The organism is Streptomyces aquilus (genome assembly GCF_003955715.1).
GTDB classification, from domain to species: domain Bacteria; phylum Actinomycetota; class Actinomycetes; order Streptomycetales; family Streptomycetaceae; genus Streptomyces; species Streptomyces aquilus.
In genome coordinates, this window is the sequence record NZ_CP034463.1 from 3,583,745 (window position 1) to 3,595,398 (window position 11,654).

Here is an 11,654-nt window from a genome sequence, read left to right on the forward strand (position 1 = left end):
GTTCACGGTTCAGCGAACTCGCCGTGAAGAAGCTCCTGTTGATGTTGTGATTGCTGCACACTGCCTCACCGGAGGCGAGGCATCATGTTGCAGATCAGCACGAGCAAGGTGAGCCGCTGGGATCAGCACGGGCGGGAGCATGTCGTCCAGGTGCTGCGCAAAGGCCCCCAGCGCACGATCAGATGCGACACCTGCGGCTGGAAGAAGGCCGCGCAGTTCCTGCCGTGGCTGAAGGCGGAGGAACATCTGATGGAGGCCCATCAGGCGACGGTGAACCCGAAGGACGACTGACGCCTCTCAGGCGCGCAGCCCCCGGGCGAGAAGGTCCACGACGGCCTCGAACTCGGCCTGGATGTCGTGGCGTTGCCAGGCGGCGGCGTAACCGGGGTCGTGGAAGCGGCCCGTGGCGTGGAAGACGGCACGGGCCGTGGCCTCGGGGTCGGGGGCGGTGAAGACGCCGGTGTCGACGCCGTCCTGGATGATCCGGGCCAACTGGCCGGTGAGGTCGGCGAGATGGGCGCTGACCGCCTCGCCGCTCTCCACGGCCAGGACCTGGTAGGTCGCGAACAGCTCGGGATCGTCACCGGCCTTGCGGCGCTTGGCGGCGAACAGGGCGGCGAGCCACTCGCGCAGCCGGGTCTCGGGGTCGCCGCCGGACGTCGCGATCCGGGCCAGCACCTCGGTCGTACGGTCCAGCCACCGCTTCGTCACCGCCTCCCGCAGCGCCGCCTTGGTGCGGAAGTGCCGGTAGACGCTGCCGTGACTGACGCCGAGCGCACGGGCCACGTCGACCACGGTGGCCTTGGCCGGGCCGTGGCGGCGCAGCACCTCCTCGGTGGCTTCGAGGATGCGCTCGGCGGTCAGGGCTTCGCTGGTGGCTGGCATGCCTAGACGGTACCCGGCGCCGCGGTCAGCGCTCGCTGTCGAGCATGGCCATCTGGGCGGGGGCGTACCGCTCACCGGCCGCCGCGTCCGCCGGTACGGCGGCCTCGACGGCGGCGAGGTCGGCCGCGTCCAGCGTCACGTCCAGGGCGCTCAGGGCCTCGTCGAGCCGCGCACGGGTCTTGGCGCCGATCAGCGGCACAACGTCCTCGCCCCGGGAAAGCACCCAGGCGATCGCGATCTGCGCGACGGAGACGCCCTTCTGCTCGGCGATCTTGCGCAGGGCCTCGACGAGACCGAGGTTGTGCCGGAGGTTGTCGCCCTGGAAGCGGGGCGAGTGGGCGCGGAAGTCGTTCGCCGCGTACTCCTGCCCGGGCGCGACATGGCCGGAGAGCAGCCCGCGCGAGAGCACGCCGTACGCGGTGACGGCGATGCCCAGTTCGCGCAGGGTGGGCAGGATCTCCCGCTCCGGGCCGCGGGAGATGAGCGCGTACTCGATCTGGAGGTCGGCGATCGGGGCGGTCGCGGCGGCCCGGCGGATGGTGTCGGCGCCGACCTCGCTCAGCCCGATGTGCCGGACGTACCCCTTCTCGACGAGTTCCGCGATCGCGCCGACGGTCTCCTCGATCGGCACGTCCGGGTCGAGCCGGGCGGGACGGTAGACGTCGATGTGGTCGACGCCCAGGCGCTGGAGGGAGTACGCGGCGAAGTTCTGCACGGCGGCCGGGCGCCCGTCGAAGCCGTACCAGTCGCCGTCCGGACCGCGCAGGGCCCCGAACTTCACGCTGACCAGAGCGTTCTCGCGCAGCGCGGCCGGGGCGGTGCGCAGGGCCTCGCTGACCAGCAGCTCGTTGTGGCCCATGCCGTAGAAGTCGCCGGTGTCGAGGAGCGTCACGCCGGCTTCCAGGGCGGCGTGCACGGTGGCGATGGACTCGGCACGGTCCGCCTCGCCGTACATACCGGACATGCCCATGCAGCCGAGGCCGAGGGGGAAGACCTGGGGGCCGGTGGTTCCGAGGGTGCGGGGGGTCTGTGTCGTCATGCGGCCCAGCCTGACATGACAGCTGACAGATTTCAATATCTGTCAGCTGTCAGTCGTCGCCAACTTCGCCCCGAGCAGCACGAAGGACCCGGCGAAACTGCGCCGCAGCCACGCCATCACCCGCGGCCGGGAGATCACATGGCGCCGGACCGTGGCCGCGAGCACCCCGTACGCGGCGAAGACCACGAAGGTCGCCAGCATGAAGACCCCGCTGAGCCCGAGCATCCGGGGCAGCGCATGCGGCTCCTGCGGGCTCACGAACTGCGGCAGGAACGCGAAGAAGAAGATCGTCAGCTTGGGGTTGAGGAGATTGATCAGCACCCCTCGGACGATCACCCGGCCCGCGGAGGAGGGCGCGGCGGCATCCCGCTCCACGGTGATCGCGTCCCGGTCCCGCAGACTCGCCCACGCCATCCACAACAGATAGGCGACACCGGCGTACTTGAGGACCTGGAAGGCGGCGGCACTGGCGTTGAGCAGCGCGGCGACGCCGGTGACGGTGGCGAGGACGTGCGGCACGATCCCCAGCGTGCAGGCGAAGGCGGCGACGACGCTCGCGCGGCGGCCGTGGGAGAGCCCGGCGGCGAGGGTGTAGACGACGCCGGTACCGGGGGTGGCGACCACGACGAGGGTGGTGAGGAGAAAGGCGAGGCTCATGCCCTCACCCTGAAAGCACGATGGCCCTTGATACAGGTCCACTACGGGACCCGCATCAAGGGCCAATGCGGCAGCCGGTGTCCTAGCAGCCGACGAGGCGGCTCGCCAGGTAGCCCTCGATCTGGTCGAGGGACACGCGCTCCTGCTTCATCGAGTCGCGCTCGCGGACGGTCACGGCGTTGTCGTCCAGCGTGTCGAAGTCGACCGTCACGCAGTACGGCGTACCGATCTCGTCCTGGCGGCGGTAGCGGCGGCCGATCGCGCCGGCGTCGTCGAACTCGATGTTCCAGTTCTGGCGCAGCGCCTGGGCGAGGCCCTTGGCCTTCGGGGACAGCTCGGGGTTGCGGGAGAGCGGGAGCACCGCGACCTTCACCGGGGCGAGGCGGTGGTCCAGGCGCAGCACCGTGCGCTTCTCCATCTTGCCCTTGGCGTTGGGCGCCTCGTCCTCGACGTAGGCGTCGAGCAGGAACGCCAGCAGGGTGCGGCCGACACCGGCGGCGGGCTCGATGACGTACGGGGTGTAGCGCTCGCCGGCCTCCTGGTCGAAGTAGTGGAGGTCCTGGCCGGAGGCCTTGGAGTGCGCGGTGAGGTCGTAGTCGGTGCGGTTGGCGACGCCCTCGAGCTCGCCCCACTCGCTGCCGCCGAACTGGAAGCGGTACTCGATGTCGGCGGTGCGCTTGGAGTAGTGGGAGAGCTTCTCCTGCGGGTGCTCGTACCACCGCATGTTCTCTTCGCGCAGACCCAGGCCGGTGTACCAGTTCCACCGCTCCTGCATCCAGTACTCCTGCCACTTCTCGTCCTCGCCCGGCTTGACGAAGAACTCCATCTCCATCTGCTCGAACTCGCGGGTGCGGAAGATGAAGTTGCCGGGCGTGATCTCGTTGCGGAAGGACTTGCCCATCTGCGCGATGCCGAACGGCGGCTTCTTGCGCGCGGCGGTCTGCGTCAGGGCGAAGTTGATGAAGATGCCCTGGGCGGTCTCCGGACGCAGGTAGGCGACGGAGCCGGAGTCCTGGGTCGGGCCGAGGTGCGTGGAGAGCAGACCCGAGAACTGCTTGGGCTCGGTGAACTGGCCCTTGGTGCCGCAGTTCGGGCAGTTGATGTCGGCGAGGCCGTTCTCGGGGAGGCGGCCCTTCTTCTCCTCGTACGCCTCCTCCAGGTGGTCCGCGCGGTAGCGCTTGTGGCAGGAGGTGCACTCGGTCAGCGGGTCCGAGAAGGTGGCGACGTGACCGGAGGCCACCCAGACCTCGGGGGCCAGGATCACGGACGAGTCGATACCGACGACCTCCTCGCGCGACGTCACCATGTAGCGCCACCACTGGCGCTTGATGTTCTCCTTGAGCTCGACACCCAGGTGTCCGTAGTCCCAGGCGGCGCGCTGACCGCCGTAGATCTCACTACAGGGGAAAACGAAGCCACGGCGCTTGCTCAGGCTGACGATGGTGTCGATCTTGTCGGCGGCCACGGTGCTCTCTTCATGACGAATGGACGGCAGCGAATGACTCAGGTTACCGGCGCCGACACCCCCGGTATCAAATCGGTCCGGGCCTCCACCCCTCTCACCGGCCCCTTACCCAGCTTTGTTGACAACGGTTTCCATATTTGTTGAAAATGACTGTCATGAACGTACGACGACAGCACATATCCGGGACCGTCATCGCGGCCGTCACCGCCCTCGGCCTCGGCTCCCTCTCCGCGTGCTCCGGCGCGAGCGCCGCCGGCAACACGGACAAGTTCGACGTCGTCGCGTCGTTCTATCCGATGGCCTTCCTCGCCGAGCAGATCGGCGGGGACCATGTGCACGTCACCAGCCTCACCGAGCCCGGCCAGGAGCCGCACGACCTGGAGATCAGCGCCAAGCAGACCGCGCAGCTCCAGGAGTCCGACGCGGTGCTCTACCTCAAGAACCTCCAGCCCTCCGTCGACGACGCGGTGGCCCAGTCCGAGGTCAAGACCAAGATCGACGCCGCCTCCCTCACCACGCTGGAGAAGCACGGCAACGAGGTCGGCGGCCACGCGGCCGAGCACGACGACCACGAGAACGAGGAACTGGCCGGCCTCGACCCGCACATCTGGCTCGACCCGGTGCGCTACGCCCAGGTCGCCGAGGGCGTCGGCAAGGCCTTCGAGAAGGCCGACCCCGACCACGCGGCCGACTACAAGAAGAACACCGCGGCCCTGGTGAAGAAGCTCGACGGCCTCAACACACAGTTCGAGAACGGGCTGAAGAACACCAGGACGAAGGTGTTCATCACCACCCACGCCGCCTTCGGCTACCTCGCCGAGCGCTACGGCCTGACCGAGGAGGCCATCAACGGCCTCGACCCCGAGTCGGAGCCGAGCGCGGCCCGCGTGAAGGACCTTGAGAAGATGGCCAAGGCCGACGGCGTCACCACCGTGTTCTACGAGACGCTCGTCAGCGACAAGACCGCGAAGACCATCGCCTCCGACGCGAACCTGAAGACGGACGTCCTCGACCCGATCGAGGGCATCACGTCCAAGTCCAAGGGCGACGACTACTTCCAGGTCCAGGAGTCCAACCTCAAGGCGCTGAAGAGCGCGCTAGGCGCCAAATGACCCACCCGGAGGAGTCCGTGTCCGAGCCCGTCATCTCCCTGCGCGGCGTCCGCGCCGACCTGGGCTCGCGGCCCGTGCTGCGCGGCATCGACCTCACCGTGAACCACGGTGAGGTCGTCGCGCTGCTCGGCGCCAACGGCTCCGGCAAGTCGACCGCCGTGCGCAGCATCATCGGCCAAGTACCGCTCGCCGCGGGCGAGATACGCCTGTTCGGCACGGACCGCAAGGCGTTCCGGGACTGGGCGCGCGTCGGCTACGTCCCGCAGCGCACGACGGCCGCGGGCGGTGTCCCGGCGACGGTCACCGAGGTCGTCTCGTCCGGCCGGCTGTCCCGCGCCCGCTTCGGGGTGCTGCGCAAGTCCGACCGCGAGGCCGTGCGCCGGGCCCTGGAGCTGGTCGGCATGGCGGACCGCGCGAAGGACTCGGTGGACGCGCTGTCCGGCGGCCAGCACCAGCGCGTCCTGATCGCCCGCGCGCTCGCCGCCGAACCCGAACTGCTGATCATGGACGAGCCGATGGCGGGCGTCGACCTGGCGAGCCAGGAGGTGCTCGCGCACACCCTGGAGGAACAGGTCGCGGCCGGTACGACGGTCCTGCTGGTCCTGCACGAACTGGGCCCCCTGGAGCCCCTGATCGACCGGGCGGTCGTCCTGCGCGACGGCTGCGTCCTGCACGACGGACCGCCCCCGAAGGCGGTCGGCCAGCACGCGCTCCCCGGCCACGACCACGTCCACCCCCACGAGCCGATCCACACGGGACTGCTGAGCTGATGGAGATCCTCGACTACGCCTTCATGCAGCGGGCCCTGCTCGCCGCCGTCCTGGTCGGCATCACGGCCCCGGCCGTGGGCATCTACCTGGTCCAGCGCCGCCAGGCCCTCATGGGCGACGGCATCGGCCACGTGGCGATGACCGGCGTCGGCCTCGGCTTCCTGCTGAACACCTCGCCGGTGTGGATGGCGACCCTCGTCTCCGTCCTCGGCGCGGTGCTCATGGAGCTGATCCGCTGGTACGGCAAGACCCGCGGCGACATCGCCCTCGCGATGCTCTTCTACGGCGGCATGGCCGGCGGCGTGATGTTCATCAACCTCGCGCCCACCGGCTCCAACGCCAACCTCACCTCGTACCTCTTCGGCTCGCTGTCGACGGTGTCGCAGTCGGACGTGACGGCGATCTGTCTGCTCGCGGCCTTCGTGGTGGTGGTCACCCTGGGGCTGCGCCGGCAGCTCTTCGCGGTCAGCCAGGACGAGGAGTTCGCGCGGGTCACGGGTCTGCCGGTGCGCGCCCTGAACCTGCTGACGGCGATCACGGCGGCCGTGACCGTCACGGTCGCCATGCGCGTGGTGGGCCTGCTGCTGGTCTCGGCCCTCATGGTCGTCCCGGTGGCGGCGGCGCAGCAGCTCAGCCGCAGTTTCGCGGCGACCTTCGCGATCGCCGTGGCCATCGGCGTCACGGTCACCATCAGCGGCACCGTCACGTCGTACTACCAGGACGTACCGCCCGGCGCGACGATCGTCCTGCTGACCATCGCGGCGTTCATCCTGACCACGGCCCTGGCCACCCCGCTGGCCCGCCGCCGGGCCCGGGCGGCAGCCGCCGCCCAGGCCGCCGGCGACCCGGCGGAGTGTGTGATTCCGGCCAGTCGGGCAGGCGAGGGAAGGATCGGCGTCTGACTGCGCACACGCCGGGCTGGCACAATGGCCCGGCAGACGCAGAAGGTGTGAGGAGGCAACCGGTGACGACCGCTGGACCGCCCGTGAAGGGCCGTTCGACCCGGCAGCGGGCTGCCGTGGCGGCGGCCCTGGACGAGGTCGACGAGTTCCGCAGCGCGCAGGAGCTCCACGACATGCTCAAGCACAAGGGCGACTCGGTCGGCCTGACCACGGTCTACCGCACGCTCCAGAACCTCGCCGACGCCGGTGAGGTCGACGTCCTGCGTACCTCCGACGGCGAGTCCGTCTACCGCCGCTGCTCCACCGGCGACCATCACCACCACCTGGTCTGCCGCGTCTGCGGCAAGGCCGTGGAGGTCGAGGGCCCCGCGGTGGAGAAGTGGGCCGAGGCCATCGCGGCGGAGCACGGTTACGTCAACGTGGCACACACGGTGGAGATCTTCGGCACGTGCGCGGACTGCGCGGCGGCCTCCGCCGGCTGACCCCGGCGCGTCAGACCCGGCTCAGGTTCCGGTCGAGGATCCCGCGCAGCCGGTCCACGTCGGCGGGGTCCGCGACGCCCCGCTTGGGCAGCACCGTGAAGCAGGTGGCGTTCTTGTCGTCGCTGTACAGGACGAACAGCTCCTTGGTCTCCCGGTAGCGCGGCTGGGCCGCGAAGCCCACCGAGGTCGAGCTGTGCTCGGTGACCACCGTCAGGCCCGCGTCCGACACCGTCGCCCGGTAGGCCCCGTTGCGGGCGGCGGCCTTGAGGACCTGGCGGGCCGTCAGCCAGGGCTGGAACAGCAGCAGCGCCACCACCAGGGGCACCCAGATCAGCAGAAACGTGTTGGAGTCCCCGCCACCCACCGCGGCCCCGAGGTCCAGCGCCCAGGCGAGCCCGATCAGCACCAGCGCCACCTTCTGGATCCGCCCGGCCCGGTTGAAGCGCCTGCGCTCGCGCAGCGCCCCCGCGTAGTCCCCGACGACCGGCTGGTACGCCAGCTCGACCACGCCCTGATCGGCGTCCCGCCCCATGTTCATGACCATGAGGCGGGATCGTACGCGCACGGCCTACGCACGGCCGAAGCACCTCTCCAGTTCGTCCAGGTCGTAGAACGTGCTGCCCTTCGCGACGGGCGCGCAGCCCGCCTTGAACGCGGTCTCCTTCTCGTTGTAGAGCATCCGCACCAGCCAGCGGTCGCCCTTGCGGAAGACGTCCCACTGGATGTTCGCGCCGAGCGGCGAGACCGAGGCGCCGCGCCACGGGTTGGTGCCGTATGTGTACGGCTGCTGGGCGGTGACCGGCCGGGTGCTGCCCGGCAGGCCCATCAGCGCGGCCAGCGGGATGATCTCCTCGGCGTGGCTGAAGCGGAGTTCGGCGCCCAGCGTGCTGGTGCCCGCCTTCTCCGCCTCGACCTGCTGGAAGAAGTCGTCCAGCAGCACGTCGGCCATCTTGTACGTGATGTCGCTGTCCGCGAAGCCGGGGCCCTTCTCGTAGAAGTCCTCGGCGTCGGAGAGGTAGCCGAACCAGGCGGCGTCGGAGCGCGAGACGTACCGCTGCATGCCCCAGCCCTTGCCGTCCGGGCTCTCCTCGCTCATCGCGGGGGCGATGGCGTAGAGGTTGTAGACGGCCTCGGCGGCGGCGACCCGGTCGGCGGCGCTCAGCTGCTCGACGAAGGCGGCCGCGAAGAGGCGGCGCAGGACGCTGCGGGCGGCCTCGTGGGTGCGGGGCTGGTCGGTGATCGACTTCAGGGTCGCGGCGAGCCGCTGGTCGTGGTCGAGGTAGTCGCGGTAGGCGGCGCCGCCGGCGGCCTTGTGGAAGTAGAGCAGGTCCTTGTCGGTGCGGGTCGCGCCGATCAGCGGCTTCAGGGCCGGGTCGGTCGCGGCGAGCTCACCGGCGTACTCGTTCGCGCTGTCGATGGCGCGGCCCTGCCCGGAGCTGACGACGTCGATCTTCTCGCCGTCGGCGGCGATCCGCGCGAAGAGGGAGGGCAGCCGCCGCTGCATGCGGGCGGCGGTGTCCCGCATCTCCTGCTCGCCGCGCGCGCTGAGGTTGCCGTAGCCGACCTTCGCCATGGCGGCCTGGAGGGCACGCACCGTGGGGCCGAACTCCTTGCCCTTCCTGGTCAGTTGGCCCGCGGCCGCGGCCTTGTCCCACAGTGCGAGGACGAGATCGCCGTCCTCGCTGTCGGAGGCGGCACGGGAGCCGTGCCGGGAGACGTTCTCCGTGAAGACCGGGGTGAAGCCGGCCGGCGGGCGCTGGTAGGAGTGCGCGTCCTGCCGCGGGCTGTACGTGGCCTTGGTGCCGTAGCTCGTGGCGTGGGCGGGCTGGTGCGCGGCCTGCGCGGGCAGGGCCGCGACCAGCAGGGTGCCCAGGGCGAGGGCGGCGGGGATGGCGCGGTGCGTGACCTTCATGGCCGGATCGTGCGCGAGCCCCGTGAACGGCGGGTAGCCGCGAAGTGGCCAGGTCGCCGCCTACGGGGCGGTCTGCCTGCCCTCCATGGCCAGCAGCTCCTCGTTGGGCAGGGCGCCGCCGAAGCGGCGGTCGCGGGAGGCGTACTCGACGCAGGCCCGCCACAGGTCGCGGCGGTCGAAGTCGGGCCACAGGACGTCCTGGAAGACCATCTCGGCGTACGCGCTCTGCCAGATCAGGTAGTTGGAGGTGCGCTGCTCGCCGCTGGGCCGCAGGAACAGGTCCACGTCCGGCATGTCCGGGTAGTAGAGGTACTTGGCGAGGGTCTTCTCATTGACCTTGGAGGGGTCGAGGCGGCCCGCCTTCACGTCCTCCGCGAGCGCCTGCGCGGCGTCCGCGATCTCGGCACGGCCGCCGTAGTTCATGCAGAAGTACAGCGTCAGCTTGTCGTTGCCCTTGGTCTGCTCCTGGGCGACCTGGAGCTCCTTGGCGACCGACTTCCACAGCTTGGGCATCCGGCCCACCCAGCGGACCCGGATCCCGAGCTCGTCGAGCTGGTCCCTCGTCTTCCGGATGAAGTCGCGGTTGAAGTTCATGAGGAAGCGGACCTCGTCGGGCGAGCGCTTCCAGTTCTCGGTGGAGAAGGCGTACAGCGAGATGGCCCCGACGCCCATCTCGATGGCGCCCTGGAGGACGTCGAGGACGCGCTCGGCGCCGACCTTGTGGCCCTCGGTGCGGGGCAGCCCGCGCTCCTTCGCCCAGCGGCCGTTGCCGTCCATGACGATCGCCACGTGGTTCGGGACGAGTTCACCGGGGAGCTTCGGCGGGCGGGCGCCGGAGGGGTGGGGCTCGGGCGTCCTGTACTCGCGGCGCTGGCGCCCCAGGATCCCACGTACGACCATGTTGCTTCGTTCCTCTCCGGCTTACTTCTCTACGTAACGCAGCGAGCGCAGCCCGCGTTCCAGATGCCAGTGCAGGTAGGCGGAGACCAGTCCGCTGCCCTCCCGGACGTAGCGCGGCTCGCACGCGTCCGCTGTCCCCCAGTCTCCCGTAAGCAGCGCGCCGAGGAGTTCCAGGGTCTGCGGAGAGGGTACGACGCTGCCGGGCACCCGGCAGTCCACGCAGACGGAGCCTCCGGCGCCGACGGAGAAGAACCGGTTCGGCCCGGGGAGCCCGCATTTCGCGCAGTCGCCGAAGCTGGGGGCGTAGCCGTTGACGGCGAGGGAGCGCAGCAGGAAGGCGTCGAGGACGAGATGCGGGGCGTGCTCGCCGTTGGCGAGGGTCCGCAGGGCCCCGACGAGCAGCAGGTACTGCTGTACGGCGGGCTCGCCCTCATGGTCCGTGAACCGCTCGGCGGTCTCCAGCATCGCGGTGCCTGCGGTGTAGCGGGCGTAGTCGGAGACGATCCCGCTGCCGTAGGCGGCGATGGTCTCGCTCTGCGTGCACAGCGGCAGCCCGCGCCCGATCAGCTCGCTCCCGCGCGCGAAGAACTGCACGTCGACATGGGAGAAGGGTTCGAGTCGCGCCCCGAACTTGGACTTGGTCCGCCGCACGCCGCGCGCGACGGCCCGCACGCGCCCGTGGCCTCGGGTGAGGAGGGTGATGATGCGGTCCGCTTCTCCGAGCTTCTGCGTCCGCAGGACGATGCCGTCGTCCCGGAAAAGGCTCATGGGGTCATTGTCCCGTACGTCGAGGGGTCAGCGGGCCCGGTCGGGGTGGCTGGTGCTGGTCCAGGGGGCATGGTTCCACGGACTGGCGCGGTGGGCGGGGTCGAGGAGGGCACGGAGGTGGGCGTCGGCGGTGGCCTGCGGGGCGGGCAGATCCAGCGCCGGTCGTCTCCACCGGCCTGTCGCGCGTGGTGATGCCCCACTGCCCGGCGAGCCAGTCACCGGCCCGCTCGTCGTCGATTCGCGTGAACGGGTACAGCGTGCCGCGCGAGGCGTCCCGGTCCCGGCTCACGGGCGCGCTCAGCGACACCGCCCACAGCTGGTGCGGGTGAGCGGAACGGGGTACCGGCTTGCCGTCCTGGGCTTCGCCCAGCTCCGTATGCTCCACAGACCCATGGGACCCGGACCCTACGACAGTGCGGTCACGGCCCCTCACCCCGGCTGCGGGCGTTGGCGTACTCGGTCGCCGCGCTGAGCCGCTCGGCGGGGGTCGCGTACCGCACGGCGTCGGGGGCGACGTCCCACTCCTTGCCGCCGCCGTAGGGTCTGAGCTGGAGGTAGGGGCCTTCGTGTCCCATGACGATGCCGAGCCGTCCGGTGCGGGTGTCCACGACGTGGCTGCCGACGGGGACCCTCATCGCGGCACCGGACAGCGTGCGTCCCGCGCCACACCTACCGGTTCGCCCCGGAGCTTCTCCGACGCCGCCCGCAGTTCCTTCACCGGCTCCCTCACTTCCCCGACGCGGCACGCCGCATGACGTTCCT

At 70.3% G+C, this 11,654-nt stretch carries 14 protein-coding genes; 5 read left to right on the plus strand and 9 right to left on the minus strand.

What is annotated here, in order from left to right; translation table 11 throughout:
• Nucleotides 1-84 precede the first annotated feature (84 nt).
• Nucleotides 85-291, plus strand: coding sequence for a hypothetical protein (locus EJC51_RS16480; RefSeq protein ID WP_126271781.1), 207 nt, complete (start codon nt 85-87; stop codon nt 289-291).
• A 6-nt stretch (nt 292-297) separates the two neighbouring features.
• Here the strand turns inward: EJC51_RS16480 and EJC51_RS16485 are convergent, their stop codons facing one another.
• From EJC51_RS16485 to EJC51_RS16500, 4 genes are all read right to left on the minus strand, one after another.
• Nucleotides 298-885, minus strand: coding sequence for a TetR/AcrR family transcriptional regulator (locus tag EJC51_RS16485; RefSeq protein WP_126271782.1), 588 nt, complete (start codon nt 883-885; stop codon nt 298-300).
• Nucleotides 886-910: 25 nt separating this feature from the next.
• Nucleotides 911-1,924, minus strand: coding sequence for an aldo/keto reductase (locus EJC51_RS16490; protein ID WP_126271783.1), 1,014 nt, complete (start codon nt 1,922-1,924; stop codon nt 911-913).
• 42 nt (nt 1,925-1,966) lie between these two features.
• The gene (locus EJC51_RS16495; RefSeq protein WP_126271784.1) at nt 1,967-2,581 is read right to left on the minus strand and encodes a LysE family translocator; all 615 of its coding nucleotides are present in this window, start codon (nt 2,579-2,581) and stop codon (nt 1,967-1,969) included.
• 82 nt (nt 2,582-2,663) lie between these two features.
• Nucleotides 2,664-4,046 (minus strand): glycine--tRNA ligase, encoded by a 1,383-nt coding sequence (locus EJC51_RS16500; RefSeq protein ID WP_126271785.1) that lies wholly within the window; start codon nt 4,044-4,046, stop codon nt 2,664-2,666.
• A gap of 155 nt (nt 4,047-4,201) precedes the next feature.
• Between EJC51_RS16500 and EJC51_RS16505 the strand changes: the two genes are divergently transcribed.
• The 4 genes from EJC51_RS16505 (at nt 4,202) to EJC51_RS16520 (ending at nt 7,312) form a co-directional block, all read left to right on the plus strand.
• Entirely contained in the window at nt 4,202-5,158 is a 957-nt protein-coding gene (locus EJC51_RS16505; protein WP_126271786.1) for a metal ABC transporter substrate-binding protein, read from the plus strand.
• Complete coding sequence (locus tag EJC51_RS16510) at nt 5,155-5,928, plus strand: metal ABC transporter ATP-binding protein (protein WP_126271787.1); 774 nt, start codon at nt 5,155-5,157, stop codon at nt 5,926-5,928. Before EJC51_RS16505 ends, EJC51_RS16510 begins: the two co-directional genes overlap by 4 nt.
• Entirely contained in the window at nt 5,928-6,830 is a 903-nt protein-coding gene (locus tag EJC51_RS16515; protein ID WP_126271788.1) for a metal ABC transporter permease, read from the plus strand. The genes EJC51_RS16510 and EJC51_RS16515 overlap by 1 nt, the downstream gene beginning before the upstream one ends.
• A 62-nt stretch (nt 6,831-6,892) precedes the next feature.
• Entirely contained in the window at nt 6,893-7,312 is a 420-nt protein-coding gene (locus EJC51_RS16520) for a Fur family transcriptional regulator (RefSeq protein WP_097263875.1), read from the plus strand.
• A 10-nt stretch (nt 7,313-7,322) separates the two neighbouring features.
• Here EJC51_RS16520 and EJC51_RS16525 read toward each other — a convergent pair whose 3' ends face one another.
• From EJC51_RS16525 to EJC51_RS16550, 5 genes are all read right to left on the minus strand, one after another.
• The gene (locus tag EJC51_RS16525) at nt 7,323-7,856 is read right to left on the minus strand and encodes a YcxB family protein (protein ID WP_126271789.1); all 534 of its coding nucleotides are present in this window, start codon (nt 7,854-7,856) and stop codon (nt 7,323-7,325) included.
• Between the two features lie 24 nt (nt 7,857-7,880).
• Nucleotides 7,881-9,224, minus strand: a complete 1,344-nt coding sequence (locus EJC51_RS16530) for a histidine-type phosphatase (RefSeq protein ID WP_126271790.1) — start codon at nt 9,222-9,224, stop codon at nt 7,881-7,883.
• A gap of 60 nt (nt 9,225-9,284) precedes the next feature.
• Nucleotides 9,285-10,124, minus strand: a complete 840-nt coding sequence (locus tag EJC51_RS16535) for an isoprenyl transferase (protein ID WP_126271791.1) — start codon at nt 10,122-10,124, stop codon at nt 9,285-9,287.
• Between the two features lie 21 nt (nt 10,125-10,145).
• The gene (recO, locus tag EJC51_RS16540) at nt 10,146-10,892 is read right to left on the minus strand and encodes a DNA repair protein RecO (RefSeq protein WP_059191671.1); all 747 of its coding nucleotides are present in this window, start codon (nt 10,890-10,892) and stop codon (nt 10,146-10,148) included.
• Between the two features lie 419 nt (nt 10,893-11,311).
• The gene (locus EJC51_RS16550) at nt 11,312-11,527 is read right to left on the minus strand and encodes a hypothetical protein (protein WP_126271792.1); all 216 of its coding nucleotides are present in this window, start codon (nt 11,525-11,527) and stop codon (nt 11,312-11,314) included.
• Between the last annotated feature and the right edge of the window lie 127 nt (nt 11,528-11,654).

Coding starts and splice junctions, on each gene's coding strand:
- EJC51_RS16480 (WP_126271781.1), top strand. CDS start 85: ATGTTGCAGATCAGCACGAGCAAGGTGAGCCGCTGGGATCAGCACGGG.
- EJC51_RS16485 (WP_126271782.1), bottom strand. CDS start 885: ATGCCAGCCACCAGCGAAGCCCTGACCGCCGAGCGCATCCTCGAAGCC.
- EJC51_RS16490 (WP_126271783.1), bottom strand. CDS start 1,924: ATGACGACACAGACCCCCCGCACCCTCGGAACCACCGGCCCCCAGGTC.
- EJC51_RS16495 (WP_126271784.1), bottom strand. CDS start 2,581: ATGAGCCTCGCCTTTCTCCTCACCACCCTCGTCGTGGTCGCCACCCCC.
- EJC51_RS16505 (WP_126271786.1), top strand. CDS start 4,202: ATGAACGTACGACGACAGCACATATCCGGGACCGTCATCGCGGCCGTC.
- EJC51_RS16510 (WP_126271787.1), top strand. CDS start 5,155: ATGACCCACCCGGAGGAGTCCGTGTCCGAGCCCGTCATCTCCCTGCGC.
- EJC51_RS16515 (WP_126271788.1), top strand. CDS start 5,928: ATGGAGATCCTCGACTACGCCTTCATGCAGCGGGCCCTGCTCGCCGCC.
- EJC51_RS16525 (WP_126271789.1), bottom strand. CDS start 7,856: ATGGTCATGAACATGGGGCGGGACGCCGATCAGGGCGTGGTCGAGCTG.
- EJC51_RS16530 (WP_126271790.1), bottom strand. CDS start 9,224: ATGAAGGTCACGCACCGCGCCATCCCCGCCGCCCTCGCCCTGGGCACC.
- EJC51_RS16535 (WP_126271791.1), bottom strand. CDS start 10,124: ATGGTCGTACGTGGGATCCTGGGGCGCCAGCGCCGCGAGTACAGGACG.
- recO (WP_059191671.1), bottom strand. CDS start 10,892: ATGAGCCTTTTCCGGGACGACGGCATCGTCCTGCGGACGCAGAAGCTC.
- EJC51_RS16550 (WP_126271792.1), bottom strand. CDS start 11,527: ATGAGGGTCCCCGTCGGCAGCCACGTCGTGGACACCCGCACCGGACGG.